Here is a 26895-nt window from a genome sequence, read left to right as displayed (position 1 = left end):
GCAACGATAACCCGTTAATTATAGGACTTGAGGCACAGTTGATGGCCACAGTGACGTTCTAAGAGGACGATGGCCACAATGTCATCAATGGGACGGGGAGGGAGCCGCAGCCCCTGAGGAATGAATTTCTGCACGCCCCGGGGCGGAAATAACTGCCAATAGCGATCGCGCGCAACTAGGGTACTGTTGCGTTCATCCACTTGGTGAATGCCAACATCGGCTGGCAGGTGTGCCTGCAAGGTTTGCAGCCAATGCTGGGATGTGGTTTGGTTTCCCATAATGACTTGGCGAATGCCGTAGGTACGCTGCCAGTGCTGCACAAGGGCAAGGGCGCGATCGCTGGCAACCACCTCATGCGCCCAGATTTCCGTCGGTGTTGCTAGGGCGAGGCCGCATTTGTCGCGCCCAGGGTCAAACCCCACATAGGTCGGTGTTGGCTCCTGTCTTAGCAACTGAGACTGACTCACTCCCTCCCTACAGCAAGCCCGTGACGAGGATTGAACTCGTGACCTCACCCTTACCAAGGGTGTGCTCTACCACTGAGCTACACGGGCAAAAATCATCAAGATTTCATCATAACCGATGCAGGCAACACTTTGAACCCCAATTTTTGCTTGGCTGTTCCAAGGTACGATCGCCAGTAACCCTTTGTTGTTTGTCGATGAGCGCCTATACCGTAACTGCCGCTTGGCTGGCTAACCACCTAGACGACCCTAACGTCGTAGTGATTGACTGTCGCTTTGATTTGATGGCACCGGAGCGAGGGCAACAGCAGTACCGCGCGGGCCATATTCTCGGTGCCTACTACTTAGACTTGGAGCAGGATTTATCCAGTCCGCGGCAGCAGTACGGGGGGCGGCATCCCTTGCCAGACCCCGAACGATTAGCCGCAACCCTACAGTCGATGGGGGTGAGGGAACAAACCCTGGTGGTGGCCTACGATGATTCGCGGTTGGCCTATGCGGCTCGGTGTTGGTGGTTATTGCGGTGGCTGGGGCACGATCGCGTCGCTGTGTTAGATGGGGGCTACAGCCATTACGCTGCCGCAGGTTATCCCACCACAACGGTGATCCCGGAAGTGCGTCAGGGGCACATCGTTGCTGTCCCCAGAGCAGAATGGGTGGTGGATCGCCAAGGGGTTATTGCGGCTCAAGGACAGCCACAAACCGCCATTGTCGATGCACGGGAGCCGCACCGCTACCGGGGTGAGCATGAACCCATTGATCCGGTGGCTGGGCATATTCCAGGGGCACTCAATTACCCGTGGTTGGAGATGACCCACGCCAATGGGTTGCTCAAACCAACGGCTGAGTTACAACGGCACTGGCAACCCTTGGCAAACACACCGGAAATTATTGTCTATTGCGGATCCGGAGTCACGGCCTGTGTAGATATTCTGGGGATGGCGATCGCCGGTCTCCATCAAACCAAGCTCTACGCTGGCAGTTGGAGTGACTGGTGCGCCTACCTATAGCCTACTGATAAAAAGACCCGCATCGATAATTCGCTATGATCAAGCCTGAGCCATTCCTCACAAGATCCCATGGAACGCCTCCCCGGTAACGCCCCCTCTCATCGCAGTACAACGCAACCACTGCACCGCCTTGGCCAAGAACTGCAGCGGTTTGGCTGGATTGGCTTTTGGACTCAGGTGGTCTTGGGGTTTGTCTCACTGCTGATTGTGATTATTGTCATCTTTAGCCGCAGTTTCAACCTCAATCGATCCCAGGGCAGTCCCACCTTAGGCTTGGTACTGGCCATTATTGGCTTAGTCTTTTTGGGGGTGAGTATTTACTGCTGCTATCGCTATCCGCAACTGGGGCGCCGCTTAGATCGCCCAGAAAACCGACCCACCAAGGAGCACGTTATTCGCAGCTTAAATATTGGGTTGTGGGTGAATGTGGCGGGGATGATCTTTACGGTGGCAGCGGCTGAATGGAATGTGGGGATGTTGCTGCTGAAGGTGTTGTCGATTCCCCAAGGGGCTGCGGTCTATGCAACGAATGTGCTCATTGAACCCTTGGAAATTTTCATTATTCAGGCCAAGGTGAATACCATTGCGGCGCAACTGACGGGTATTATTGTGGCTCTGTGGCTCTTACGTTGTGTGCGCCGTCCTCTCTAAACCTGTTTTCTCTAAATGTCTGTGTTTGAGTCCCCTACTGCTGTTGCTGCAAAAATTATTGTTGCTCTGGATGTGCCCACCCTCTCCGAGGCGATCGCCACCCTGAAGGCGCTACCTCAAGTGCAATTCTGGAAAGTTGGGCTGGAGCTCTTTTGTGCTACTGGCCCAGCCATTCTTGAGGTGCTCAAAGCCGAGGAAAAACGTATTTTCCTAGATCTCAAACTCCACGACATTCCCAATACCGTTGCTGCGGCAGCCCGGGCGATCGCCCCCTTTGGGGTTGACTTCCTAACTATTCACACCGCTACGGGGCTGGCGGGGTTACAGGCGGCTCAGGCGGCGCTGGCGCATACCCCCACCCAACTCCTTGGGGTTACCCTCCTCACCAGCATTGATGCAGTTACCTTGCGAACCCAATTGCAGTGTGACCTAGAGGTGCCCACCTACGTCAAGCGTATGGCCAGCCTTGCCTACGAAGCAGGCCTAGGGGGAATTGTCTGCTCTGCCCAGGAAGCTGCTCAGATTAAAACCCTGTGGGGGGAATCCTTTTTACGGGTGTGTCCGGGGATTCGGCCAACGGGAACGGCAACCGCTGATCAGGCGCGATCGCTAACGCCAGAGGCAGCCTTTGCTGCTGGCGCCTCCTACTTGGTGATAGGTCGCCCGATTCTCACGGCTCCAGATCCTGCCCAAGCCTTTGCGGACATTTGCCAGCGTTGCCTGACCGAAAAACGAGACGCAAACCCCTAGCTTTAGCTATCGAGATAAATCGATAGTGGCTTTAGCCACCATTATATGGCTCAATGCAGTATAAATGGAGTAGATACTAGGCGTGAACTACCGCTCATCATTGCTACGCAATAGATAAGCGGCTTCCTTGTTCAACGGGGACAGCATCTAACAAAACCGACGTTTTACCAGATGACTTACGTTCCCTCCCAAAGGCAGTAGAGCGAGTTCCTAACTCCGACATCCGCAAGGCTTCATTTCTGATGTTGATCGCAGCGTTCACGTCTCGGTCATGCTCTGTAGTGCAAACCTCACACCTCCAATTGCGAACCTCAAGCGATAGGCTACTCACTTGATTCAGGCAAACATGGCAGGTTTTTGAAGAAGGAAAGAAACGATTGACTTCGATCCACGATTCACCTGCGGTAGCATCGGGGACTTCTTGCGACATGTCGTTAAACTCGGGTGAATAGGGAGGCAGACAAACAAGGTTGCCCTCGCCGCTGCTAACAGCTGCTAACATTGCATTGCCTGCATGCCAGACACTCTGTGTGCCCTCAGATGATCCATGACTAACACGGCGCCGGATCAGAGCTTGGGAATTCATTCATCCCGTAGCAATTCCTTGAACTGTTCACCATTGAACTGCTTCCGCCAACCAGACCTCTAATGACAAACCTAGACCTGCATGGTTTTGGCTGCTAACCAATCCAGCAGGCGATGAATTCCCCAACAGTAGTCGGGATCCCCCCAGAGCCTTTGACATGTCGGGGCACTCACAAACCCCACATGCCCACCATACTCACACAGAACCACTTCAAGAGCAGGGTTACGATCGGCGATCGCCACCAGTTCTGGCACCAAGGCAGGATCAAACAGTGGATCATCGGCAGCGTAAAGTATCCAAGTCGGCAAGCGCAACTGCGGCAAAAAATGGAGCGGGCTGCTGGCATGGTAGTAGGCCTCAACCGATGGAAAGCCAAGGCGTTCAATCACCAGTGTCCGATCAAAACCCGCAATGGTGTTGATGCCTGCAATTGCTGCCAAATCAATGCTGGTGGGATGCGCGGCGTGGAGTTGCTGAGCCAAGCGTTGGAGTTCACGACTAATGGCGCGTTCAAATTGCCGCCCCCAAAACGTCTGGCCAAGGTGAGCTAAGGAGCGGTTCGAGTCTAAGTTAGGACACATCACCGCTGCCCCAGCAATGAGATCATTGTTCGTGCCTTGGGCGAACCACGCGCCCCACAAGGCCAATTGCCCCCCAAGGGAATAGCCGACCAACCAGTAGGGAGCGGTGTATCCCAGTTCATTACACTGCTGGGCAATCAAGCATAAATCCTTGCCTTCGTATAGACCATCGCTGGTGAGGGTGGGCGAGAGGTGGCCGCTGCGACCATGGGCGCGCCAGTCAAACAGAACCACATCGAACTGCCGTTGCTGCCCCCAGTGGGCAAGGGTATGCAAATACCACTGATTCGTCAGATCTCCGGTAATACCGTAGGTGGCAATAAGGGTGCCTCGGGCGTGGGGAACCCGACACCCTTGGCCGTAAAGGGGCACCCCTTGCGCTCCTGCAAAGAGATGCTCCTGCTGGGGGTGCCAGCGATAGGGACAGCCATAGCGCTGACCATAGGCGGTAAAAATGGTGTGGGCAATGGGCGATCGCAACCCTAGGGGTGGCCAGTAGGCATTGGATTGCATAGATAGGTTAGGCAAGGCGTAGTTTCCGTATTACACTTGGTCATCATTGTGAGGCATAGGCTATGACGCAGAGCGATGATCCCTCTTGGCGTAGCAACGAGGCAGATCGCTATGCCGTAGAAACCTGCTTAACAGATGTTCAGGCGAATCGTCTAATTGATGAAGTGTTTGCTGAGGTTGAGGCAGAGACACCCATCGAGTTTGCGGCGGTTTTAGACCCGCATGACGCCTCTGCAACGACGGTTTTAGTCCCCTATGAACCGTTGGCAGCCCCCCACTCAACAGCGGTTCTCGCTCCAGAGCGTTCCCATAAGCTACACCTGAATACCGACTTTTCATGGCGCGATCGCTTTTTAATGGGGGTTGGCATTGCCTCCTTTGTCCTTAGCGTGGGGTTATGGATTAGTGGCGCTCGCCAACCTACGGCAGTGGTTGCACCTGAGGTGGCCACAACACCGGCTGCCGATATTGCCTTTGCGGAATATCTGCAAACCTCTCTTCAGCTTTTGAGTCAGCAGCCCTCCCCAACACCCGCTACAACCATTGCGTCCGCAACGGTTCCCCCATCTGCCCCGTCACCGACAGTTGAACGTATTTACGTCCCTATTTATCAGCCCCCTAATGCTCCGGCAGTCTCGGTGCCCCAACTCCCCACCGTAACTGCGCCATCACCGATGCCGACTGATACAGTTGCCACTGCCCCGATCGCTCCACCGGCTCCTCAGCATACCTTGGTTGGCGTTCTCGAGCTTGGGGAGCGCTCCGTGGCTCTGATTCAAACCAATGGCGAAACCCTGCGCCTGAGTGTGGGCGATAGCGTTGGGAACGACGGTTGGCAATTGGTACAAATTCAAAATCAGCGGGCGGTGTTTCGGCGACAGGGAGAGGTTCGCTCCTTAGCCGTTGGTCAAAGCCTGTGACATCCTCCTGCTAGGGGGTAAAACGCAGGCCACCAAGCTCCCCCCCAAACCTCAAGGGGAGTACTGCCATGCGGGGTGATTCAGGAGAGCATTAATAAGCTGTACCCCTCGCAGTTGATTCGTCAGGGGTAAGTGTCCGCGGGGGGCACTCAAGTCCCAGATAAATTCGCTGGGGTAGCGCGGCCACTTTTTGCCATTACGCCAGCCAATTTTTTCCCAAAGCCGATCCCAGTTTTGACCACAGCCCAGCCAGAGTTGCCGCTGCACGGAATAGCCAAACCGCCCCAAGGAAAAGGTCAGCCATAACTGATCAATAGTTTGCAAGTCGGTGACGGGCAGTTGCTCTACTTCTGTAAAGTACAGCCAACCACGCTTTTGTGCTGCTGCCCCCGCGAGTACGCATAGGGTTTGGCTAGTGAGGCGATCGGCGGCTTCAAACTCTAGGTGCACCAGTCGCTCGGCTAGCGGACGATAATCTATCTGCCGCTCTGACAGGAGGGGCAGCACTCCCGCAGGATAGTGCTGACTTAAAAACGCTTTGACACCTGCATCCTCTGCCTGCACCAGCAGGCGATAGGTTTGACCACGAATCCAAAGCGGAGGGACGGGGTCTAGGGTTGTGCTGGCTTGTAAAAATTCTTGCAGCAATGGGTAGCCCTCAACACCAACGGTACTTAAAGTGTTCAAAGCGGCGAGCTGTTGCTTCTCGTTGCCGCTGTACAACTGTGTGCGTAAATTGGCTAAGGCTGTATTCGTGGCTACCATGCCCCCCTTGAGTCCTCCCCTTGCAACTGTAGAATGCGCTGTACAATCGCCGTTGTTGAACTGGGTACTTCCACCATGATTAACTCAATGCGGCCGCCATAGCGGAGCACCGTTTCAGCTTCCGGTAGGGTCTCCAGTTCATAGTCTCCCCCCTTGACGTAGATCTCCGGCTGGAGCACTTCAATCAGAGGAATGGCGGTGCGATCGCCAAACACGACCACTGCATCTACTGATCGTAAACCAGCCAGTACCTCTGCCCGCTGTTGTTCGGCAATAATTGGTCGGTTTGGTTTTAAGGCAGCCACCGAGCGATCGCTGTTGAGGCCAACCACTAACCGCCGTCCCAGTGCTCGCGCTGCCTTGAGGTAACGGACATGACCGGCATGGAGTAAATCAAAACAGCCATTGGTAAAAACGAGGGGTCGCCAGTCCTCCGGCGCTGCCTCAATCTCCCGCACCAGATCTGCAAGATTGTAAAGGCCAGTAATCAGAACTCATCTCCCTAGAGGGTCACCCCTAGCCTATCAGAGCGTGCCGCGAAAGAGTCCTTGGGGGCGCACTAATAGGACAGCCATCATCATCACCATCGCCACTGCTAATTTATACTCTGCCGGAATAACGAGGGTACTCATCTCCTGCGCCACCCCAATGATCAGGGCACCGGCGATCGCCCCGTAGGGGTTGCCAATCCCCCCCAAAATCACGCTGGCAAACAGGGGCAAAATCAAAAACCAGCCCATCGTCGGACGTACCGCCGTAATTAAGCCGTACAGCCCCCCGGCAACCCCCGTCAGCGTTCCTGCCAACAGCCATGTGCACAGCACCACCCACTCCACATCAATCCCAGAGACCCGGGCTAAGTCGAGATCATCCGCCACTGCCCGCATAGCCTTCCCGACTTTCGTGCGCTGCAGTAAAAAATGCMCCCCAGCCATGGCCACAACCGCCAAGATCATAACAATAATTTTCGAGTAAATAATTTTGATGCCAAAAATATCAAGAGCAGGCATCACGGGTAAGCGATAGGTTTGGTTTTCGCTCCCCCAGATGAGGATCACTGCATTGCGCAGGAAAAACGACAGACCAATGGACATAATGATCAGCGTGGTTGAAGTGGTGCGGCGATCGCGCATCGGCGACCAGAGCAGTTTTTCACTCATCAGCATCAGCCCTGCTGTGCCCAACGCACCAACCAGCATCGATAGCCAAATGTCTAACCCCATAAAATTGGCAACCAAGGTTAGGTAGGCACCTGCTGTCATAAAATCGCCGTGGGCAAAGTTCGGCAGCCGTAAAATCCCAAAGGTGAGGGTGAGTCCCACCGCTGCGAGGGCAATAATACTCCCCCCCGCCAAACCATTAACCAGTAGTTGAATGAGTTGAATATCCATGAAATGTGTTGTAGGTGCACTACATTCTATATAGGCTATAGAGGCGCAAAACGAGTCAAAAAAGGGGGGTCAAGCCGCTGCCTTCCCCCACCTAGAACAGGATGATTTGAATGTAGCGTTAGCCGCGACGTAAATCCTTCGCCATGGCGCGGAACAGATCAAGGCTAGGATCAGTGCGACGGCGTTCTTGTTCCTCTGCTGCCGGAGCAGATACATCGGTAACGCTCGGCTCTGGGGTGCCCTTGTTCTGGGCAGCTACGTCCACCTTTTCTAAGGATGATACCAATTCAACAACTTCCACCTCTTCGGTGCTGCCCCCCGTTGCGGGAAAGGTTTTTTTGACTGGCTTGGCTGTACGCATGTACTCAATGTTGCCGTAGGTCTTTGCTTCATCGGGATCCAAGAAAAATTCCTTGGTGGGCTTGGGGTCGGCGGGTGCCTTTTTGCCACCGCGAAATAGACCGTCAAAAAGTCCCATAGCTGAGGTGTTACCTTTTATGAAGAAACCGCTACTCAGTTTACAATAGAAGCCTAGGGCAAACCATAGCTAACGTTACCATTTTATGCCTGTTGCAGCTTACCGGGGGCTAACCGCCGATCAGTTTCGCCACCCTCGCGATCGCCAAGCCACCGCTGCCCTCAAGCACCTTCCGGGCCTAGATGTGCTGGTGCGCACGATCCTTGGCTCCCTTGCCGAGCAAGCATTTTACCTCGAAAACATTGGTAGCAGCCTCCGCATCAGCGAGCAGCAGCTTCCAGACCTCTATGCATTGCACACCGAGGCCTGCCGCTGTTTAGATATTGACCCGCCGCATCTATACCTAAAGCAGCACAGCATCCCCAATGCCTACACCTTTGCCATGCGCGGCAAACAACCGTTTGTGGTGCTCCATACTGCGTTAGTCGAACTCTTGACACCAGCAGAGCTACAAGCTGTGCTCGCCCACGAACTGGGGCACTTAAAGTGTGAGCATGGAGTTTACCTAACCATTGCCAACCTTTTACTTTTAGCGACTAGTCAACTCTCACCCTGGGGACTACTCTTGGCGCAGGGACTCCAAAGCCAACTGTTTCAATGGCTGCGCTGTGCAGAACTCAGCTGCGATCGCGCGGCTTTGCTGGTCACTCAAGATGCGCGTGTTGTGGCCTCTGTGCTGATGAAATTGTGTGGCGGCTCTCCCCAGTGGAGCGATCGCCTCAACTTGGATGCCTTTATTGCCCAAGCGCAGCAGTACGATAGCGCCGATCAAGGCTGGCACACCCTGTTCAAGGAGTTACAAGCCAGCCAACTCACGCACCCCTTACCGGTGTTACGCGCCCGCGAAATCTTGGACTGGGCAGAGAGTCAACAATATTATCAATTACGGCAAGCCTTCCAGTAGCATCAGCTATTCACGCTGAGGATGTCCGCGCTAGTGAAGAGTGTCACTACTTTTTAGAGCTTTTTCTAAGAAGCTGTGTAAATCAGCAAAGGTGCCAATGTAGGCAGGCACTGGTGTTTCATAGCCTTTGAGGCTCAGAACTTGGGGACGGAAGGGTACAGCCGCAGGGCATCCTCCCACGAGGTAATGGTAGGTGGTGGCTCCCATGGCAATATCGGCTTGGATGGTTTTGGTGGCACTCTCAAGCCGAAAGGCAGCGTTTACGGTATCGCCTAAGGCGGTGTAGTCGGGGCGATCGCCACTGCCAGTATTGCCCACCATGGCATAGCCTGTATTCAGCCCCGCCCCTATCCGTAGGGAGGCAGGTAGGGGATACTGCTGATGCAACTCCCCTGTCATTGATCGCAGGTCTTCAAGGGCAGACAGGGTATAGCAAATTTCGCGATAGCCAATTTCCTCACTTTCATGAATCCAAACAGCCATCACCGCATCACCAATGTATTTATCGACCCAACTACCGTACTGACGAATGATTTCCCCTGCTCGGTGAAACCATGTGCCAATGACTTCTGAGAGCAGTTCTTCATTGAGCTGCCGCGTTAATTGGGTAAAATCGCGAATATCGACCACCAACACGGTCAACAGTCGCCGGACGTGCAATAGTGCGGTAGCCGAGCCTTCTGGCTGCGGTAAGTTCAGGGTGGCACTATTGCTAAACAGCGGCGGCAGCGGCTCATTAAAAAAATCCAGTTCTGTTTGGCCAAAGGTGATGCGATCGCCATTATGCAGCGGCATTGGAATACTCACCCGGCGGCCATTGACAAATGTGCCGTTACGGCTGCCTAGGTCAATTAAATAAAACTCCCCCTGCCCCATCCGTTGAATCATGGCGTGGGTACGCGACATCCAGCGATCGGCAAGAACAATGGCATTCTCTTCACTACGGCCAATCGTCCAGCACGTCCCACCAGTCAACGGAAAATAGCACATTGTTTCATCCGTCACCAGAGCCAAGTGGGGTTCTGTGGGGGGGGGTATTTCAGGATGGATCAGCTCTGGCCCGTGGGGCAGTTGAGATACCGCGTGACGGAGATGGGCAATGATCTGCTGTTGTCGAAAAATAATGGCCACCAGTTGCTGGGGGGTCAAGGTCTCCAGAAGTTTCTGATCCGGTAAGTTAAACGCAAGGTCAGCATCCATGGGGCACTAGGAGGAAACCAAGAAAAATCAAGACGGTGGCTCAGTAAGGGGCTGAAAGCCGAGCGATCAAAACAATAAAAGAAGAGAAAGCGTGCCCGTGAGCCGACAACACACATTCAACCCACGTTTAGGAGGGCGATTACACCCCCAGTCTAGCAAAGGGGTTTGGGGTACTCAATAGACTGCATCTATGCGTATCAAATTCAGACCATCCTTTGAGCAAAAGGAGGATGTCAATTTTAGCAAGAGCACCTTAGCTAGTTCTTTTCGGAAAATTATTACTATTCAGGCTTGTCATAGCCTAGTCATGGTTGCTAGAATCATAAAGCACTTTTCAGCCGGGATAGCTCAGTTGGTAGAGCAGAGGACTGAAAATCCTCGTGTCGCCAGTTCAATTCTGGCTCCTGGCATCTGACCTCAAGCGTTGATGCAAACCTTGGCTATTCCCCACCAGCGATCGGCCATCTAAGCCACTGTCACTGCCAGCTTAGGCCTCGCCACGTTAATTCCCAGCACGACGACCAAGCCAGACACCTTGGTCAACCTTGCCGATCGCCATCTTTACGCAGCCAAACAACAGGGCTGCAATTGTTACGTTGCTGCAACCACAGACACCGCCGCCACCAGCACTTCGCTAGAATCAGTCTAATCCATCGCGTTGGGATAGTTGGTGTGACCCGTTCATGGCCCAAGTGGCTGCCCCTGCCAGCCCTTGTCACAACATTCGGTGTTGCTGCCCTTGTGATTGGGGTGCGACAGTTGGGACTGCTGCAACAAACAGAACTGAATTTCTACGATCTCTACGTGCGATCGCGCCCAGCCCCAGATCCGGATCCGCGCATTCTCACGGTGCTAATCACAGAGCAGGATATCCAAGCCCAAAAAACATGGCCGCTACCGGATGCCACCATTACCGATCTATTAACCCGCCTGAATGCCGCTAGCCCGCGAGCTATTGGCTTGGATATTTTTCGGGATATTCCCCAACCACCCGGTCACGACCAAATTCGCAAGATTCTCAGCCTCAACCCACGCATTATCCCCGTCTGCAAATCCGCTGGCGAAACCGCCGATCAACCAGAAGTTCCCCCACCCCCCAGTATTCCCACAGATCAGGTGCCTGAGCGGGTAGGGTTTGCCGATATTCCCCTCGACAATGATGGCGTGATCCGGCGCAACCTGTTTGTCATCAATAATGAAAATGCCCAGCGGTGTACAACCCCCTTCTCCTTTGCCCTGATGCTGGCACTGCGCTACATCGAGCAAGAACCGGATCAAAAAATTGATCTAAACAATGACGGCCTCACCCTGAACAATATCCACTTTGCACCCCTCACCCGGGATGCGGGGGGGTATGTTGGGGTGGATGATCGGGGTATGCAAACCCTGCTAAAGTATCGCTCCGGCAGTAATGTCAGTCGCACCGTCTCATTAATGGATGTGCTGACCGGCCGGGTGAGCGATGACTTGATTCGGGATCGCGTTGTTTTAATTGGGGTGTCTGCCCCCAGTATCAAGGATATATTCCTGACCCCCTACAGCGGCAGCGATGCCGTCACCCAGCAAATGCCCGGGGTCGTGGTTCATGCGCAGATGGTGAGTCAGTTTCTCAGCGCGGCTCTGGATGACGACGCACCCATCTGGTACTGGCCTTTGCCCCTTGTGTTGGGTTGGATTATTCTGTGGGCGGGGGTTGGCAGTGTGTTGGGGTGGTGGTTGCGTCAACCGCTGTGGCTAGCAGCGGCGGTGGCAGGCGGTGGTCTCGCTTTGGTGGGGGGGAGTTTTGCGATTTTTGTTGTTGGTAATGGCTGGATTCCGGTGGTGCCGCCACTCATTGCCCTGATGCTCAGCAGTGTGGGGATGGTGGGCTACGTAGGGTATCACGCCCAGCAGGAGCAAAAATCGTTTCAGGAAAAAGTTAAAGAGCAGGAAAAGGCGCTGGCGCTGATGCGCTCCTTGATGGCGGAAAACACGGCTGCCCTGAATCAAGCCCTGCAACAACCCACGGAAATTACGGGCAAGCCCCGCTCACTCTTAGGAGGACGCTACAAAATCCAAAAAGTCTTGGGGGCTGGTGGGTTTGGCCGTACCTATTTGGCTCAGGATACCCAGCGTCCCGGCAACCCCATTTGCGTTGTCAAGCACCTGCGCCCTGGCCGCAATGATGAACGTTTTATGCAGGTGGCACGGCGATTATTTAATACGGAAGCGGAAATCCTCGAAAAGTTGGGTCGCCATGACCAAATTCCTTTGCTGTTGGCCTACGTCGAAGAAAATCAAGAATTTTATCTCGTCCAAGAATTTATTGAGGGTCGCTCCCTCAGTGAGGAAGTCAAACAAAAGCACAGCGAAGCTGAGGCGCTTAAACTGCTGCGAGAAATGCTAGAGGTGTTGAGTTTTGTCCATAGCCATTATGTGATTCACCGCGATATTAAACCCGACAATATAATTCGTCGTGCTGCCGATGGCCGTTTGGTGCTAATTGACTTTGGCGCAGTGAAGCAAATGCAGCCTCAAGAAATTCAGAAAACCCAAGGAAGCACCGTCGTCATTGGTACGATGGGCTACGCACCCCCAGAGCAACTCTCAGGACAACCCACCCTCAGCAGTGATATTTATGCCGTGGGGATGATTGTGTTGCAAGCGCTGACCGGCATTAAACCCCGAGATCTACCTCGAGATCCCCGAACAGGTGAGGTGGATTGGCAGTCCTGTGTGACGGTGAGCGATGCGTTTGCGGCGATACTCAACAAAATGGTGAAATTTAACTTCAGCGATCGCTATGAGTCTGCGAAGGACGCACTACAGGAGGTACAACGGCTCAGTAGTGCTATGGCAGTGTAGCAGACCCGCTGTCCCAAAATTGCGGTGGGGGGCGATCGCCCTAGGACTTAAAATAGAGGCAACTGTAATGGGAGGTAAGTTTGATGTATCAGTCGCCAGTGCTTGTTACGCCTAATGGACATTCCCTAGATATTACCCTTGATCCGTTTTGGCAAAATTTACAGCAGTTGGCCTCCCACTTGCTTGTCTCTTTGTGTTTATCGCTGCTGCTGACAATTGCCCTAAGTTTGCTGAGCTATTGGTTTAGCAGTACGTTTGGTATTCCTCTCATGCCATTTTTGTTTGTTGTCATTTAGGGCAGCCAGCGGCATGGATTAAAACAAAATAAGCGAATTGGAGGAGTTATGATCTGGGGTCTGATTATTACGTGGGTTGTAACCAGTATTAGTTTATTTATTGTCTCGCGCCTCTCGTTCCTAGGCGTAGAAATTGATAAGTTTAGTACCGCGCTGTGGTCTGCCATTGTTTTTGGGGTTCTCAATGCCACATTGGGGGCCGTGCTGAAGTTCCTCTCCTTCCCGTTTATCTTTTTGTCCCTTGGTTTGTTTGCCCTGATTATTAATGCCGCTATTTTTGCCCTTGCCGCTGCCTTTGTGGATGGCTTTACCCTGCGCAACGGATTTTGGAGCGCTCTATTGGGATCGATTGCCCTGAGTATTGTCAATGGCCTCTGCTTTGGGCTGTTGAGCCAATTGGGAGTTCTCTAGGTACCCTCGGGGGGTAATGAGCCAGTCGTGGTAACGACGAGTGCTGGCATTGCCAATTAAGACTAGGCTGAACATATCCACCTGCTCGGGTTGGAATGTGCCTAGGGTGGTTAGGGTAATCTGTTCATCGGCACGGTAAGCCCCACGGACAATGGCCACTGGGGTGTTGGGGGAGCGATAACGCTGAAAAATTTGCTGAGCGATGATCAGTTGCTCTTGGCGATCGCGAGAGCGAGGATTATACAGAGCGGTTACAAAGTCAGCGTTGGCTGCGGCTTCTAGGCGTTGTTCAATCACTGGCCATGGGGTGAGGCGATCGCTGAGGCTAATGGTACAAAAATCGTGCATTAGGGGAGCGCCTAGCCGTGCCGCTGCCGCATTCACCGCACTCACCCCCGGCAACACCTCCACAGCAATATCGGCGATATTTGCATCGGCCATTAACTCCAGCACCAAGCCCGCCATGCCATAAATGCCGCAGTCTCCCGATGAGACCACGGCCACGCGCAACCCCCATGCCGCAAGTTCAATGGCGTGTTGGGCGCGATCGCGCTCTTGGGTAATCGGGTAAGGCAGTACCATCTGGCCGGGTTGCCGCAATGGTGCCAGTAGTTGCAAGTACAACTCATAGCCAATCCACACCTCTGCGGCTAAAAGTGCTGCGCGTGCTGCGGTGGTGAGTTGCTCGAGTGCTCCGGGGCCGGTACCAATTAGGGCGATCGCCCCCCTACGGGGAATATATTCCCGTTGGCTCTGCGCTACCGCCACGGTCACTGCCCCCCTTTGGGAGGGCTGGCGATAGATGTGCTTCGGGACAATTAACGCCCCCCCCTGACTTGCCAACAGCGCTGCTGCCTCCGCCACACTAGGGGTGCCCATCTCGGCGGCCACAATGGCGGAGGGAGTCGGAACCGCCACCTGCTCTAATTGCTCTGCCCTAAACCAGCGGGTCGGCCAATTTTGGCGTTGGGCGAGGGCGCACAAGCCCACTTCGTCCGCTTTGCGATCGATACTGGCGATGCCGGCGATCGCCCCTAAGGCTAACCCCGCTTCACTGAGGGTATGTTCAATGGCTGCTGCAATGACGCTTTCAGGTGTACCGCGCTCACAGCCAATTCCTAGCCACAGTACCCGTGGATGCCAGACCACGCCAGCGGTGGGACATACTGCCTTTTCGGTGATCCAAACCCCCTCATCGGTGGGTGGGGCACTCAGCCACTCGATGGGTTGCTGGGGGGGCACTCCGGTGCGCCACAGGTCACTACCGCAGGTTTGGAACACCCTGAGAACCTCCTGCCGGGCTTGGCGAGCAGCAACCCCATGCCAATCTCCCGAGCCTCGCTGCCAGCCGAAGGCTTGCCCCCAACAGTCCACCGCAAAGTAGTGTTGGCAGTGGCTTGCCCCCGTCAGGATGGGGGTGGCACCTATTTGAGCCGCTAGCATCTGACAGAGGCGATCGCCCGCGGCAGCATGGCCACCCACTAAACTAATGAGCCACTGGCCATTTTCTGAAAGCACCCAGACCGCAGGATCCGTGTACTTATCTGTTAACAGGGGCGCAATCAAGCGCACCACCGCCCCACAGGCCAAGGCAAAAACCCAGCCGCGATACTGTGACCACACTGCTGCCAGATGGCTTGCCAGCGATCCCTGATACCGCTGGGCTGTAGCAACCTCAATCGGCAGGTGGACGGGTAGCCACAGGTCTAAGGCAACACCCGCATGCCGCAGGCGCTCTAGCTGAGCAACCCCTTGGGCGGTTGTGGCGATCGCTGCAAGTGGCGCAACGCTTGAAAACTGATTCACCCCTAGCCCCTATTGATTCACAGCAAGTGTTTGGAAGTCGTTTGCCACCCCTATCTCCATGGGAAAATAGAAGTACCTTTCCTCACTACTACGACGGTATTGCACCCTTGAGTATTTACGAAGCATCCACGAGCGCGATCGCTCGCCAACTCCTCAGCGCCAGCCACGAGTCCCGCAACTTTTTTAGCCAACTGCGCGATCAGATGCGCATCGAAGACAAGCTCCTAGGCTGGGCCATGGAGCATCCCGGATTGCGGGTACAACTCTTTCGCCTTATTGACTGCCTCCCTAGCCTCAAGAGCAAAGCCGAGGTGGCGCGGCATTTACAAGAATACCTCAGTGATCCCAGTGTCGAACTGCCAGAAGGGCTGAAAAAACTGTTGAACTTTGCTCAACCGGACTCCCTGCCCGCCCAAGCGGCAGCCACAACCTTCACCACCGCCGTGCAAGCCCTTGCCCACAAGTACATTGCCGGTGAAAACACGGAACAGGTTCTCAAGACCATTGGCCGCCTCCGCAAACAGGGAATGGCCGTCACCATGGATATTCTGGGGGAAGCCGTGATTACCGAATCGGAGGCCGCCGCCTACTGCGATCGCTACCTAGACCTAATGACCCAGTTGAGTCCGTTAGGGAGCAAGGAAGGCACCAATCCGGTACAGGTCTCCGTGAAGCTGACCGCCTTTTACTCCCAGTTTGATCCCCTAGATGTCCAAGGCTGCCGCGCCAAGGTGGGGGAACCTATCCGCCGACTGCTCCACCGCGCCAAGGAATTGGGGGTGGGGGTTCATTTTGACATGGAGCAGTATGCCTACAAAGACATTACCTTGGCCATTCTCAAAGATATTTTGCTGGAGCCAGAGTTTCGCGATCGCGCCGATGTGGGGATCACGCTACAAGCCTACCTGCGGGATAGTTACAACGATGCTCAAGACCTCGTTCGCTGGGCACAACAGCGCGGCACCCCCGTCACTGTGCGGCTGGTCAAGGGAGCCTACTGGGATCAGGAACTGATTAAGGCGGTACAACACCAGTGGCCGCTACCCGTCTATCAGCACAAGGTTGATACCGATGCCAACTACGAGCGCGTGCTAGAGTACTTGCTCAGCCACTACACCGTGGTGCGAACTGCCGTGGCCAGTCACAATGTGCGCTCCCAAGCGCGGGCGATCGCCATTGCCCAGCACCATCACCTACCCGCCAGTGCCATGGAGTGCCAAGTCCTCTACGGGATGGCCGATAAACTCGCCAGAGCCTTGGTGGAGGCCGGACAAACCGTGCGGGTGTATTGTCCCTACGGCGATCTCATTCCTGGCATGGCCTACCTAATCCGCCGCCTGCTAGAAAACACCGCCAACAGCTCCTTCCTGCGGCAGCAGTTGGCAACCACCGAGATCGAGGATCTATTAGCACCCCCGCTTCCCACCGCCGACTTCAGCGCCACCAACGTCTATGTGCACACCGGCAAGACCTCAACCTTTGTCAATGCTGCTAATACTGACTATGCCGTAGCTGCCTTGCGCCATCGCATTGAAGCAGCCCTAGACAATGTCCACCGCCAACTTGGCCAAACCTATTCCCCCATCATTGGGGGTGAGCGGGTGAATACCCTAGAGTACAGCGACTCCCGCAATCCCTCCCACCCGCAGGAAATTGTTGGTCGTGTGGGCGTAGCCACCATTGAAGATGCTGAACACGCCATCCGTGCCGCCAAAGCGGCTCAAAAGCAGTGGCAGCACACACCCGTGAGCGAGCGAGCCGCCATCTTACGGCGCGCAGCAGACTTACTGGAAGCCCAACGCCATGAGTTGGTGGCTTGGATGTGCTACGAAGTGGGTAAAGTCGTCGCAGAAGGCGATGCCGAAGTCTCGGAAGCCGTGGATTTTTGTCGCTACTATGCCGATGAGATGGAGCGCCTCAGCGGTGGCTACGATCGTAACTTTCCGGGAGAAACCAATCATTACCACTATCAAGGGCGGGGGATTGCCGTAGTGATTTCACCGTGGAATTTTCCCTTAGCCATCCCCACTGGGATGACAGTGGCCGCGCTGGTGACAGGCAACTGTACGATCCTCAAACCCGCAGATCCCGCAGCCGTTGTTGCGGCTAAATTAGCGGAGATCCTTATTGCTGCTGGATTCCCTGCGGGCGTGTTTCAGTTTTTACCCGGTCGCGGTGCTGTTGTTGGCCCCTACCTCACTCAGCACCCTGACGTGCATCTGATTGCCTTTACGGGGTCTCAGGAGGTGGGCTGCCGCATTATTGCGGAGGCGGCGCGGTTGCAGCGGGGGCAAACCCATATTAAGCGCGTCATTGCCGAAATGGGGGGCAAAAACGCCATTATTGTTGACGAAAGTGCTGACCTAGATCAAGCCGTAGCGGGGGTCGTGCACTCCGCCTTTGGCTATAGCGGCCAGAAATGCTCCGCCTGCTCGCGGGTGATTGTCCTTGAAGCCATTTACCAGCCCTTTGTGCAACGCCTGATTGAAGCCACCAAATCCTTGAATGTGGGGTCAGCCCATTGGCCTAGTACCCGTGTGGGGCCAGTCATTACTGCTGCGGCTCGCGATCGCATTCAGGAGTATATTGCCAAAGGTCAACAGGAGGCAGACCTTGCCTTCAGTGGCACCGTACCAGAGGAGGGGTATTTTGTGCCTCCCACGATCTTTACCAACGTTCCCCCTACCGCCACGATCGCCCAGGAGGAAATTTTTGGCCCCGTTTTAGCGGTACTGCGTGCCGAAACCTTTGAGCAAGCCCTAGAGATTGCCAACACGACCGCCTATGCCCTGACAGGGGGGCTGTATTCGCGCACCCCCTCCCACATCCAAGCGGCAAAAGACCAGTTTGCGGTGGGAAACCTCTACATCAATCGCGGTATCACCGGCGCAATTGTCGATCGCCATCCCTTTGGCGGCTTTAAGCTGTCGGGCATCGGCTCAAAAGCCGGTGGACGTGATTACCTGTTGCAGTTTCTCGAGCCACGGGTGATCACAGAGAACGTCCAACGCCAAGGGTTTGCCCCCATTGCCGGAGTGGATGATTGATGAGCGATCGCGGCTGTCCACAACTGCTAGAGCGAATCGCCGCACGCATTGACGCAGTCGGTGCCATCCCCTTTGCCGAGTTTATGGCCTTGGCACTGTACGACCCCCAGTGGGGCTACTATAACCGCCCCCAGATCACCATTGGTCGGCGCGGCGACTTTACTACAGCTAGCACGATCACCGTTGACTTTGGCGAACTACTGACCGACGCCTTTGTGCTCATGTGGCAGGCCTTGGGGCAGCCTACCCCTTTTACTCTCCTAGAAATGGGCGCAGGGGACGGGCAGTTTGCCGCCGCTGTTTTGACCTACAGCCAACAGATGCATCCTGATTTTTTTGCTGCCCTTGACTACGCCATTCAGGAGCAGTCACCAACCCTGCAACAGCGGCAACGGCAATGGTTGCAGCCCTGGGGCGATCGCCTCCGCTGGCTCAGCCCTGATACCGTGCCAGCTCCCTTCATCGGCTGTATATTCAGCAACGAACTGGTGGATGCCTTCCCCGTCCACCGCCTGCAATGGCAAGGAACTCAGTGGCAGGAACTGTATGTCACCCTAAACACCCAGGGGCAGTTTCAGGATGTGCTGCACCCCCTCAAGGATGACCAGATTCACCAGTACTTCGCCACCGTGGGGATTGACCCGCAGCAGCAGCACTATAGCGACGGTTATCGAACCGAGGTCAATCTGCAGATCATTCCATGGCTGAAGCAGGTGAGCCAGTGCCTTCAGCGAGGGTTTGTCCTCACCATTGACTACGGCTATCCTGCCCACCAGTACTACCATCCCGCCCGCTGTGAGGGTACCTTGCAGTGTTACTACCAGCACCGTTACCACGATAACCCCTACCGCTTTGTCGGCACGCAGGACATCACCGCCCATGTGGATATCACCGCGCTAGAGCGCTATGGTGAGCAGTTTGGCCTGCACCCCCTGTACATAACCCGCCAAAGCCTGTTTTTAATGGCATTGGGGCTGGGGAACCGTCTCATGGCACAGCAGCACACCAACGGTAACCTCCGTCAAGCGCTCAGCCGCCATCAATCCTTGCACCATCTCATTGATCCGTTGGGGTTAGGGGGCTTTTACGTGGTATTGCAGAGTAAGCAGGCCAGCCTGCGGTTGCCGGAACTGGATGCCGTAGGCTCTAGATTGTCCCTTTAAGGAGATCCAATAAGCTGCTGCCGCCCCACATCAGTGCCACCAGAATAGAGGTTGTTACCGCCAGACCCATCAGGCACACCACCAGCCCTGCCAAGCTAATCAGGCCATCGTCATCCAGTAAACCAAACCCAGTAATGAAGATACCCATCGCTGGCAACGTGTTGGTGCCTGGAATCGGTAAAATCATCGAGATGGCCATCAGGGAAACAGCAGCCCCCAAGAGCAGCCGACCGCCACGGCTTGTGCAGATGAGGCGCAGGCGCGGTCGCGAGATCAACTCAATTCGCCGCAACCACGGCAGCGCACGGCGAAGGATGTTTTGGACATGGGTACGGGGCATTGCTCGCGCTAACAGCGTTGGTGGCAGCCATGGGAAGGACGCCCCCAGCATGAGCTGCACCCCCAAGATGAGCAGGACAATACCAAAAGGGGTGGAATAACCGGGAGCAGGAATGGGCAATGCCGACGGTAACGATAACACCACCAGTAAAAAACCAAAGGTGCGCTCTCCCGCGAGCTGCAAAATATCGGCAAGGGTTACCTGCTGCTGGGTGAGAACAGCACCGGTGACAGGTGGATCAGCACCCATTAAAAAGGCTTGCTCTAAATCCGCAGAGAGTCTGGCCATAAAGGATAACGCACCTAATCGATGCGGATATTTTTGAAGTCCGGCGGTGGGGGCGGGCTGGGGGGCTGATAGTCGCCGTACTGCTTGAGCCAGTCACTCACCGGCTGCTGATCAAGACTTAGCCCCAACAACCCCGAAACAAAGCCACCCATAAAGGCAACGGGTCTCTGGCTTAATTCTTTGACAAGGGGGGTTAACTCAGTTAAAAACATAGACTTAGATCAACCTTAGGGCACGATTTGCCAAATTCTTCACAGAATGTAACCTGATTTTAGCCTAGAGAACCACAAAACGTTAGCGGTTCTTTGCTTATGGCAATTCCGCGAAATTTGTTAAGGAACCCAAGGCGCACCCCCAGCAGTTCGGACAATAAGGTCAAAGGTCAACTGATTTAGCAATGGCCATGAAGCCCATCCGCACGTTTAATGTCAGCCCCTGCTTACCCGAACGGCTGGAACAACTGCGCAGCCTAGCCTATAACCTCTACTGGACGTGGAATACCGAGGCGATCGCCCTGTTTCGTCGCCTCGACCCTCAGCTATGGGAGCAGACCAACCATAATCCGGTGCGGTTACTAGGCCAGATTCGCCAAGACCGCTTACTAGAAGCAGCGGCAGATAACGGGTTTTTAGCCCAAATGGAACGCGCCTTGGCGCAATTTCAGGAGTACTGCCATCCTGAACAAACGTGGTATCAACGGGTGCGCGGCACAACAACCAAAGAGTGTATTGCCTATTTTTCCCTTGAATTTGGCCTGAGTGAATGCCTGCCCATCTACTCCGGTGGCTTGGGGGTGCTGGCGGGAGATCACCTCAAGTCTGCCAGTGACTTAGGCTTACCCCTTGTGGGGGTGGGGCTACTGTACCAAAAAGGGTATTTTTCGCAGTACCTGAGTGCAGAGGGGTGGCAACAAGAGCGTTACCCCATCAACGACTTTTACAACCTGCCTTTAACCCTCGTTACCCATCCCAGCGGGGCTGAAATCCGTATTGTTGTGCCCTACCCCAATCGGGATGTCCACGCCCGAGTCTGGAGGCTTCAGGTAGGGCGAGTGCCCCTCTATTTGCTGGATACGAATATTCCCGTTAATAGTGCCTACGACCAAGACATTACCGACTACCTCTACGGCGGCGATGTGGATCTGCGAATTCACCAAGAAATGTTACTGGGGATTGGGGGGGTGAAGCTATTGCAGGCCTTAGACCTGCGACCCACTGTCTATCACATGAATGAAGGGCACTCGGCGTTTCTCTCCCTTGAACGCATTCGCCAACTCATGAGTGAAGCGCACCTGAGTTACGATGAAGCACTACAGGTGGTGCAGGCGAGTCAGGTGTTTACGACCCATACCCCTGTGCCCGCCGGCATTGACCTGTTTCCCGCCGATAAAATTACCTACTACGTTGGGCACTACATCGAAGCCTTTAACCTCTCTCAGCAAGAGTTTCTGTCCCTTGGGCGCATGAATCCGGGCGCGTTTCAGGAGCCATTTAGTATGGCGAATTTGGCCATTCATACCGCCAGCTTTGTCAATGGGGTGAGTGCCTTGCACGGCGAGGTATCGCGGCAAATGTTTCAAGGGCTATGGCCCAATTTACCCCCCACAGAAGTACCAATTACCTCCATTACCAATGGGGTTCATGCCCGCAGTTGGGTGTCTGAACCGTTGCAGTACCTCCTCGATATTTACCTCGGGCCACAGTGGTCTGAAGCTGCCATCACCGATGCCCTTTGGCAGCGGGTGGATAGCATTCCCGATGAAGAACTGTGGCGGATTCATGAAATTTGCCGCTATCAACTGGTGATGTTTGTGCGATCGCGCCTGCAACGGATGCTTCAGTCTCGCAGTGCCACAGCAGCAGAGCTAGCGCAAGCAGCAGAGGCACTGGATCCCACGGCTTTGACCATTGGCTTTGCCCGTCGCTTTGCGACCTACAAGCGGGCGACCCTGTTTCTGCGGGATATAGAGCGGTTACGGCGCATTTTACTGGGGTCAGTGCCTATCAAAAGTAGTGGCAAGCAACACCGCCCGATTGTTCAGTTTGTTATTGCCGGCAAAGCACATCCCAACGATAACCCCGGCAAAGAACTCATCCAAGAAATTATTCACTTTACCCGCCAAGAAGGGATGCACCACCACATTGCCTTTGTCCCAGACTACGATATGCACGTTGCCAAGATGATGGTGGCTGGGTGTGATGTGTGGCTGAATACCCCCCTGCGGCCTCAAGAGGCATCGGGTACCAGTGGGATGAAGGCGGCGATGAATGGCTTGCCGAACCTCAGTATTTTGGATGGCTGGTGGGATGAAGCCGATTACGTGCAGACGGGATGGGCGATTGGTCACGGCGAAAACTATGGCGATCGCCACTATCAAGATCAGGTAGAAGCCAATGCCCTCTACGAGCGCCTTGAGCGGGATGTCATTCCCCTGTTTTACGAACGCGACGAAAACGATATTCCCCGCCGCTGGGTACAAAAAATGAAGGCTGCCCTCTCATTAAATACACCGCAATTTAATACGGCACGGATGGTGCGCGACTACGCCCATCGGGGATACTTTGCAGCTAGCGATCGCCATTTTGTCTTGCGGGAAAACAACTATGGGGCTGCTAAGGAACTGGCGCAATGGAAGGAGCGAGTGCTTGAGCACTGGTACACCATTCAAATTCTTGGGGTAGAAACCTCGCGGGAGCACACCCTCACCGTCGGCGAAGTGCTTGAGGTCAAAGCTGCGATTGCCCTTGGCGCGCTGGAACCAAGGGATGTGCAAGTAACGCTCTTTCAAGGACGGGTCAATGAAGCGGGGCTACTGGAGGAGGCGTGCCCAACCTTGATGACCTTGGTGAGAACCACCAGTGACGGTCGTAGCATCTATACAGCGCAAGTGAGCTATGAGAGTAGTGGCTATCAGGGGATTGCACTGCAATTACTGCCTCGCCATGCCTACCTCAGTCACCCCTACGAGATGGGTCTGGTGCTCTGGGCTTGAGCCTCGCGCGAGTGCAAGTGTTCTAGCAGTATGCCAAGATCAAACTAGATTCATAATGGAGTGCTCCTATGGATGGCAAACGGATTCTCATGCTTGTGGGTGATTATGTCGAAGACTATGAGGTGATGGTGCCTTTCCAAGCACTACAGATGGTTGGCCATACCGTTCATGCTGTCTGTCCCAATAAAGTTGCGGGGGACAGCGTCCGGACAGCTGTTCACGATTTTGAAGGGGATCAAACCTATAGTGAAAAGCGGGGGCATAATTTTACCCTCAATGCCACGTTTGCAGATGTTGACCCCAGTACCTACGATGCGTTAGTGGTTCCGGGGGGGCGTGCCCCGGAATATCTGCGGCTCAATTCACGGGTGATTGAGATCACTCAGCATTTTGGCCACACGCAAAAACCCATTGCCGCTATTTGCCATGGGCTGCAACTGTTGGCCACCGCTGGGGTGCTTGAGGGCAAAACCTGTACCGCCTATCCTGCCTGCGGCCCTGAGGTTACCAAGGCAGGGGGCACCTATACCGAAGTTGCCGTGGATGCGGTGGTGGTGGATGGCAATTTAGTGACGGCTCCAGCATGGCCTGCCCACCCTCAATGGCTGGCAGCCTTCCTAGCGCTCTTGGGCACAACGATTAACCACCGTGCCTTGACTAGGGTTTAGGTACATAGAGCGATGGCGATCGCCCTCAGCCAACTTGCCGAGTACCTAAGTCGGCACCAGTTAAATTTCAAGCTAAATGCTAAAAATCATCAAATTATTACTGGCGTGAATGGCGATCATCTCGAGCGGTTCATTGTGATCATTGAACTTGATGAAGAGGGCGAGTTTTTTAAGCTCTATGCGCCTAACTTATTACCCGGAATTAAATACCACCGCTTCAAAGACGCGATTTTGCAAACCTTACTCTGCATTTCGTGGCAAACAAAAATGTTGCAGTGGGAGTACGATCCCAGTGATGGGGAAGTTCGTGCCATCATTGAATTTCCCCTTGAGGACAGCACCCTAACAGAGCGGCAATTTTTCCGCTGCTTTGGTGCCCTTGTGGAAATTGTGGATACAACCGTGCCCCGCCTACGGCAGATCGTCCAAGACAGTGAAACCAGCCCTGAGTCTGACACAGACTTAGCCATGGGGGAGCGACTGCTGCTCACAATTCAGGAAGAAGCCCCCGGTCTCCTTGACCTCATTGCCCAAGCCCTTGATGCTCGCCGTCAACGGGGGCAAAGTTCCTATTCCTAGCTTTCATGCGTGGGATGGGTAGGAGTCTCGCGGGCATAGAAGCGGCCATGCTTAATTTCAATGAGACCTTGGCAATTGGGACAACTAAATCGCCACAGCTTACCCACAGGCACCTTCAAGGCTTGCTGACAATGGGGACACTCGCCACGCCATACGTCTTCATCGCCTAGCATCCACATCCCCCCCACAACCATGGGTAAGCCAATCACTGTGCCCAAACCAGTGGCACAAAATCCCAAACCCATGACCATCCCAGCAATTCCTGCCACTTTTGATTGACCATCCCGAGGCACCTTTTCAATGGTGGGGATGGTATAGTTTGCAGTGTCATTGGTTGCAGACGCTCCGGTATCTGGTTCTGGGGGCGTCTCAGGGGCGATCGCGGGTGAGCTGGCAGCTTCAGGGAGGGGATTGGGGTCAGCCTCCAACCATGGATCCCCAAGGGGCGGATAGGCGCTGGCAGACGCCTGTGGCTCGGTGACTTCAGGCGCTACGGCAACGGTATCTACACTCTCTGGTTCAGCGACTTCAGCGATAAGAGCATGATCGCCAGCAATCGTCGCGGTCTGTTCAAGGGGGGCTGTGGTAGCATTAGATGCTTGCTCGGGTAGGGGTTCAGGTTCGTTAACGGGGGCGATCGGCTCATCTGGGGCTGTGGACTCAACAAAGGCGGCAATCAAGTCCATCAGTGTCGGCGCGTCCGGCTCAGGAGTGTCTTGAGGAGATGGTGCCATCTCTAAAGCTGATCCATCAGCAGCTTCAGATGTAGCGGGCGGGGGTGTGTCCGGTGTACTTTGCCAAGGATCGGCAACAGGGGGCAGGGGAGACGAGCTAGCAGCGGGTAACTCAATTGTCTGGGATGGTAGTTCTGAGCTTTGGGCAGTTGCCACTGCTGGCGATCGCAGGATAACCTCAGCATCCCACAGCGGTGCGCCCAGCACCCTAGACTCAATCACCACCTGATCAGTATCCGGCAAGTGCAGCTTTTCCAAGGCTGTGCGGATCAAGGTTACCGCAGCACCCTGATTGAGCATTTTCTCGGAATGTAGCGTAACGGCTAGTGTGCAGCCTTGACGGGTGACATCTGCCTTGACCCGCTTAGGTAAGAGCACAGCGTTTAACAAAGTGCTAATGGCACGGGGATCACCTTGGCGCGCCACCTCCAGCAAACGAGTTTCACTCATAAACCACTGGGGAATGTTTCCGGCTACTCCTAGCCTAACTGAGATTTGCCGCAGTAGTGATTAGCACCCGTAGACAACGGGGAGACAACAATATCTGTGAATATCTGAAGTACCGGGAGCTGAGTACCATCATGCAACTATGGCTAGGCTACAGTACACTAAGGAGCTTATAGAAACCGGAGGGTTCGGGAACCGGATAAAACCTCGCTCGTTCACGATGGGGATACAGAACGGTTCCCGCGCCTACGGCAGTAGGGAGAGTCAGCCTTGACATTCTTCGATATACCGTTTCACTGTCTGGGCTGAAACGTTCCCGGTAGTACCCTAATAATAACTGTGTGCCCAGAGTTGGGATTTTTCATGCAGGTTTTTGAGATGTGGAAATTCCATTCTGAGCCGTCTTGAACTGTACCCTTTCATGATGGTCACCGCCTGAGAAGCTAACATTCTAGGAGGAAACGACACAAACACATGAACATGATCCATCAAGGTTCGGTCTACCTCAATGGCGATTAGTCCCATATCGTTGTTTTTGTTTTCAATCGCTTCAGTCACATACCTTTTGGTTGCTTCAATGATTGCTTCGTTGGTAAATATTTTGCGGCGCTTGAACGGAATTCAGACAAAGTGATGTCCTGACTGATACGTGCAATGACGAGTCGATTTTAGCTGTGTACCATCTTCTCTCATACGGTTGCTATTCCCGTAAATCGGCATCTATAATAACTGCATACCATCTTAACCCAATGATGTTTTTAGCCGTCCAAAAAGATAGTTTTCAACCTGACAAGCAGCTTGCTCAGTTGCTTACTGAGTTAGCGCGTCTTGCCAACAATCTCTACAACCAAGGCGTGTATGAGTCTCGGCAATACTTCTTTGAGCAAGGACGGAACCCGTTCAAGGTTCTGAAGTATGTCAACCTCTACGCAAAACTGAAGGAGAGTGAAAACGGGAAGCTGTTACATTCTCAGGCTGCACAGCAAGTGTTGAAATCTGTGAATGAGGCGTTCAAAAGCTTCAAATCACTCTCAAAACTGTTCAAACTGGGGCAAGATCGGAATAGC

The 26895-nt window shown here is 54.3% G+C and carries 26 protein-coding genes, 2 tRNA genes and 2 pseudogenes; 16 read left to right on the top strand and 14 right to left on the bottom strand.

The window, feature by feature from the left end; translation table 11 throughout:
• Positions 1-14: 14 nt before the first annotated feature.
• Positions 15-467 carry a RuvC family protein gene (locus tag L5220_RS00150; RefSeq protein WP_448515151.1) on the bottom strand — a complete coding sequence of 151 codons (453 nt, stop codon included), beginning with the start codon at positions 465-467 and terminating at the stop codon, positions 15-17.
• 15 nt (positions 468-482) lie between these two features.
• Positions 483-554, bottom strand: a tRNA-Thr gene (locus tag L5220_RS00145).
• A 107-nt stretch (positions 555-661) separates the two neighbouring features.
• Here L5220_RS00145 and L5220_RS00140 point away from each other — a divergent pair.
• From L5220_RS00140 to pyrF, 3 genes are all read left to right on the top strand, one after another.
• Entirely contained in the window at positions 662-1474 is an 813-nt protein-coding gene (locus tag L5220_RS00140; RefSeq protein WP_499570864.1) for a sulfurtransferase, read from the top strand.
• A 69-nt stretch (positions 1475-1543) separates the two neighbouring features.
• A complete protein-coding gene (locus L5220_RS00135) occupies positions 1544-2125 on the top strand; it encodes a DUF3611 family protein (RefSeq protein ID WP_099798933.1) in 582 nt (193 codons plus the stop codon).
• A 15-nt stretch (positions 2126-2140) separates the two neighbouring features.
• On the top strand, positions 2141-2875 hold the full coding sequence (gene pyrF / locus L5220_RS00130; protein ID WP_448515149.1) for an orotidine-5'-phosphate decarboxylase: 735 nt from the start codon (positions 2141-2143) through the stop codon (positions 2873-2875).
• Positions 2876-2978: 103 nt separating this feature from the next.
• Here pyrF and L5220_RS00125 read toward each other — a convergent pair whose 3' ends face one another.
• Together L5220_RS00125 and L5220_RS00120 are read right to left on the bottom strand one after the other, a co-directional pair.
• A complete protein-coding gene (locus L5220_RS00125) occupies positions 2979-3305 on the bottom strand; it encodes a zinc ribbon domain-containing protein (RefSeq protein WP_499571435.1) in 327 nt (108 codons plus the stop codon).
• Between the two features lie 227 nt (positions 3306-3532).
• On the bottom strand, positions 3533-4570 hold the full coding sequence (locus L5220_RS00120) for a YheT family hydrolase (protein ID WP_499570862.1): 1038 nt from the start codon (positions 4568-4570) through the stop codon (positions 3533-3535).
• A 47-nt stretch (positions 4571-4617) separates the two neighbouring features.
• Here L5220_RS00120 and L5220_RS00115 point away from each other — a divergent pair, with 47 nt between their 5' ends.
• Positions 4618-5475: a hypothetical protein gene (locus L5220_RS00115; RefSeq protein WP_499570861.1), complete on the top strand. Its 858-nt coding sequence runs from the start codon at positions 4618-4620 to the stop codon at positions 5473-5475.
• A gap of 51 nt (positions 5476-5526) precedes the next feature.
• Here L5220_RS00115 and L5220_RS00110 read toward each other — a convergent pair whose 3' ends face one another.
• From L5220_RS00110 to L5220_RS00095, 4 genes are all read right to left on the bottom strand, one after another.
• Positions 5527-6240 (bottom strand): GUN4 N-terminal ARM-like repeat domain-containing protein, encoded by a 714-nt coding sequence (locus L5220_RS00110; RefSeq protein WP_499570859.1) that lies wholly within the window; start codon positions 6238-6240, stop codon positions 5527-5529.
• A complete protein-coding gene (gene rfaE2 / locus L5220_RS00105; protein WP_227517563.1) occupies positions 6234-6698 on the bottom strand; it encodes a D-glycero-beta-D-manno-heptose 1-phosphate adenylyltransferase in 465 nt (154 codons plus the stop codon). The genes L5220_RS00110 and rfaE2 overlap by 7 nt, the downstream gene beginning before the upstream one ends.
• Before the next feature lie 66 nt (positions 6699-6764).
• Complete coding sequence (locus L5220_RS00100) at positions 6765-7631, bottom strand: branched-chain amino acid ABC transporter permease (RefSeq protein ID WP_499570857.1); 867 nt, start codon at positions 7629-7631, stop codon at positions 6765-6767.
• 118 nt (positions 7632-7749) lie between these two features.
• Positions 7750-8109 (bottom strand): hypothetical protein, encoded by a 360-nt coding sequence (locus L5220_RS00095; RefSeq protein WP_099798403.1) that lies wholly within the window; start codon positions 8107-8109, stop codon positions 7750-7752.
• Between the two features lie 85 nt (positions 8110-8194).
• Here L5220_RS00095 and L5220_RS00090 point away from each other — a divergent pair, with 85 nt between their 5' ends.
• A complete protein-coding gene (locus tag L5220_RS00090) occupies positions 8195-9013 on the top strand; it encodes a M48 family metallopeptidase (protein WP_448526848.1) in 819 nt (272 codons plus the stop codon).
• Positions 9014-9043: 30 nt separating this feature from the next.
• Here L5220_RS00090 and L5220_RS00085 read toward each other — a convergent pair whose 3' ends face one another.
• The gene (locus L5220_RS00085) at positions 9044-10213 is read right to left on the bottom strand and encodes an adenylate/guanylate cyclase domain-containing protein (RefSeq protein ID WP_499570855.1); all 1170 of its coding nucleotides are present in this window, start codon (positions 10211-10213) and stop codon (positions 9044-9046) included.
• Positions 10214-10550: 337 nt separating this feature from the next.
• Between L5220_RS00085 and L5220_RS00080 the strand changes: the two genes are divergently transcribed.
• The 5 genes and pseudogenes from L5220_RS00080 to L5220_RS00060 all read left to right on the top strand — a co-directional run bounded on the left by L5220_RS00080 (position 10551) and on the right by L5220_RS00060 (position 13764).
• Positions 10551-10623 (top strand) — tRNA-Phe (locus L5220_RS00080).
• A 74-nt stretch (positions 10624-10697) separates the two neighbouring features.
• Positions 10698-10862 (top strand): annotated as a pseudogene (locus L5220_RS00075) (hypothetical protein); the annotation flags it as partial.
• A gap of 23 nt (positions 10863-10885) precedes the next feature.
• A complete protein-coding gene (locus tag L5220_RS00070) occupies positions 10886-13057 on the top strand; it encodes a CHASE2 domain-containing protein (protein WP_499570853.1) in 2172 nt (723 codons plus the stop codon).
• 83 nt (positions 13058-13140) lie between these two features.
• Entirely contained in the window at positions 13141-13353 is a 213-nt protein-coding gene (locus tag L5220_RS00065; protein WP_099798406.1) for a hypothetical protein, read from the top strand.
• Positions 13354-13401: 48 nt separating this feature from the next.
• Positions 13402-13764 (top strand): phage holin family protein, encoded by a 363-nt coding sequence (locus tag L5220_RS00060; protein WP_448524890.1) that lies wholly within the window; start codon positions 13402-13404, stop codon positions 13762-13764.
• Here L5220_RS00060 and cobJ read toward each other — a convergent pair.
• Entirely contained in the window at positions 13690-15570 is a 1881-nt protein-coding gene (gene cobJ, locus L5220_RS00055; protein WP_499570851.1) for a precorrin-3B C(17)-methyltransferase, read from the bottom strand. The genes L5220_RS00060 and cobJ overlap by 75 nt on opposite strands.
• On the opposite strand from cobJ, the gene pruA reads away from it, so the two are divergent.
• Together pruA and L5220_RS00045 are read left to right on the top strand one after the other, a co-directional pair.
• Positions 15555-18617, top strand: a complete 3063-nt coding sequence (gene pruA / locus L5220_RS00050; protein ID WP_499570849.1) for an L-glutamate gamma-semialdehyde dehydrogenase — start codon at positions 15555-15557, stop codon at positions 18615-18617. The two genes, cobJ and pruA, sit on opposite strands and share 16 nt — an antisense overlap.
• Positions 18617-19780 (top strand): class I SAM-dependent methyltransferase, encoded by a 1164-nt coding sequence (locus L5220_RS00045; RefSeq protein ID WP_499570847.1) that lies wholly within the window; start codon positions 18617-18619, stop codon positions 19778-19780. The genes pruA and L5220_RS00045 overlap by 1 nt, the downstream gene beginning before the upstream one ends.
• Here the strand turns inward: L5220_RS00045 and L5220_RS00040 are convergent.
• Complete coding sequence (locus tag L5220_RS00040) at positions 19764-20408, bottom strand: exopolysaccharide biosynthesis protein (protein WP_499570845.1); 645 nt, start codon at positions 20406-20408, stop codon at positions 19764-19766. The genes L5220_RS00045 and L5220_RS00040 overlap by 17 nt on opposite strands.
• A gap of 14 nt (positions 20409-20422) precedes the next feature.
• A complete protein-coding gene (locus tag L5220_RS00035) occupies positions 20423-20620 on the bottom strand; it encodes a ssl0294 family protein (RefSeq protein ID WP_099798411.1) in 198 nt (65 codons plus the stop codon).
• Positions 20621-20811: 191 nt separating this feature from the next.
• Between L5220_RS00035 and glgP the strand changes: the two genes are divergently transcribed.
• The 3 genes from glgP to L5220_RS00020 all read left to right on the top strand — a co-directional run bounded on the left by glgP (position 20812) and on the right by L5220_RS00020 (position 24647).
• On the top strand, positions 20812-23400 hold the full coding sequence (glgP, locus tag L5220_RS00030; RefSeq protein WP_499570843.1) for an alpha-glucan family phosphorylase: 2589 nt from the start codon (positions 20812-20814) through the stop codon (positions 23398-23400).
• Between the two features lie 68 nt (positions 23401-23468).
• Positions 23469-24068 (top strand): DJ-1/PfpI family protein, encoded by a 600-nt coding sequence (locus L5220_RS00025; protein ID WP_099798413.1) that lies wholly within the window; start codon positions 23469-23471, stop codon positions 24066-24068.
• A gap of 12 nt (positions 24069-24080) precedes the next feature.
• Positions 24081-24647, top strand: coding sequence for a hypothetical protein (locus L5220_RS00020; RefSeq protein WP_099798414.1), 567 nt, complete (start codon positions 24081-24083; stop codon positions 24645-24647).
• Here L5220_RS00020 and L5220_RS00015 read toward each other — a convergent pair.
• Together L5220_RS00015 and tnpA are read right to left on the bottom strand one after the other, a co-directional pair.
• Positions 24644-25831, bottom strand: coding sequence for a hypothetical protein (locus L5220_RS00015; RefSeq protein ID WP_499570841.1), 1188 nt, complete (start codon positions 25829-25831; stop codon positions 24644-24646). The two genes, L5220_RS00020 and L5220_RS00015, sit on opposite strands and share 4 nt — an antisense overlap.
• 324 nt (positions 25832-26155) lie before the next feature.
• On the bottom strand, positions 26156-26428 hold the full coding sequence (tnpA, locus tag L5220_RS00010; protein ID WP_499571433.1) for an IS200/IS605 family transposase: 273 nt from the start codon (positions 26426-26428) through the stop codon (positions 26156-26158).
• 149 nt (positions 26429-26577) lie between these two features.
• Between tnpA and L5220_RS00005 the strand changes: the two are divergent.
• Positions 26578-26895 (top strand): annotated as a pseudogene (locus L5220_RS00005) (hypothetical protein); the annotation flags it as partial.

This window comes from Synechococcus sp. PCC 6716 (assembly GCF_022570815.1).
GTDB classification, from domain to species: Bacteria; Cyanobacteriota; Cyanobacteriia; order Thermosynechococcales; family Thermosynechococcaceae; genus Thermosynechococcus; species Thermosynechococcus lividus.
The sequence above is the reverse complement of the archived record's forward strand: the minus strand, read 5'-3'. Positions and strand labels throughout refer to the sequence as shown.

Bases quoted from the DNA above. Each gene is read 5' to 3' on its own strand.
- L5220_RS00110 (WP_499570859.1), bottom strand. From the start codon at position 6,240: ATGGTAGCCACGAATACAGCCTTAGCCAATTTACGCACACAGTTGTAC.
- L5220_RS00060 (WP_448524890.1), top strand. From the start codon at position 13,402: ATGATCTGGGGTCTGATTATTACGTGGGTTGTAACCAGTATTAGTTTA.
- L5220_RS00025 (WP_099798413.1), top strand. From the start codon at position 23,469: ATGGATGGCAAACGGATTCTCATGCTTGTGGGTGATTATGTCGAAGAC.
- L5220_RS00020 (WP_099798414.1), top strand. From the start codon at position 24,081: ATGGCGATCGCCCTCAGCCAACTTGCCGAGTACCTAAGTCGGCACCAG.
- L5220_RS00045 (WP_499570847.1), top strand. From the start codon at position 18,617: ATGAGCGATCGCGGCTGTCCACAACTGCTAGAGCGAATCGCCGCACGC.
- pyrF (WP_448515149.1), top strand. From the start codon at position 2,141: ATGTCTGTGTTTGAGTCCCCTACTGCTGTTGCTGCAAAAATTATTGTT.
- L5220_RS00085 (WP_499570855.1), bottom strand. From the start codon at position 10,213: ATGGATGCTGACCTTGCGTTTAACTTACCGGATCAGAAACTTCTGGAG.
- L5220_RS00115 (WP_499570861.1), top strand. From the start codon at position 4,618: ATGACGCAGAGCGATGATCCCTCTTGGCGTAGCAACGAGGCAGATCGC.
- L5220_RS00035 (WP_099798411.1), bottom strand. From the start codon at position 20,620: ATGTTTTTAACTGAGTTAACCCCCCTTGTCAAAGAATTAAGCCAGAGA.
- L5220_RS00125 (WP_499571435.1), bottom strand. From the start codon at position 3,305: ATGTCGCAAGAAGTCCCCGATGCTACCGCAGGTGAATCGTGGATCGAA.
- L5220_RS00040 (WP_499570845.1), bottom strand. From the start codon at position 20,408: ATGGCCAGACTCTCTGCGGATTTAGAGCAAGCCTTTTTAATGGGTGCT.
- L5220_RS00135 (WP_099798933.1), top strand. From the start codon at position 1,544: ATGGAACGCCTCCCCGGTAACGCCCCCTCTCATCGCAGTACAACGCAA.
- L5220_RS00140 (WP_499570864.1), top strand. From the start codon at position 662: ATGAGCGCCTATACCGTAACTGCCGCTTGGCTGGCTAACCACCTAGAC.
- glgP (WP_499570843.1), top strand. From the start codon at position 20,812: ATGAAGCCCATCCGCACGTTTAATGTCAGCCCCTGCTTACCCGAACGG.
- L5220_RS00015 (WP_499570841.1), bottom strand. From the start codon at position 25,831: ATGAGTGAAACTCGTTTGCTGGAGGTGGCGCGCCAAGGTGATCCCCGT.
- L5220_RS00095 (WP_099798403.1), bottom strand. From the start codon at position 8,109: ATGGGACTTTTTGACGGTCTATTTCGCGGTGGCAAAAAGGCACCCGCC.
- L5220_RS00065 (WP_099798406.1), top strand. From the start codon at position 13,141: ATGTATCAGTCGCCAGTGCTTGTTACGCCTAATGGACATTCCCTAGAT.
- L5220_RS00090 (WP_448526848.1), top strand. From the start codon at position 8,195: ATGCCTGTTGCAGCTTACCGGGGGCTAACCGCCGATCAGTTTCGCCAC.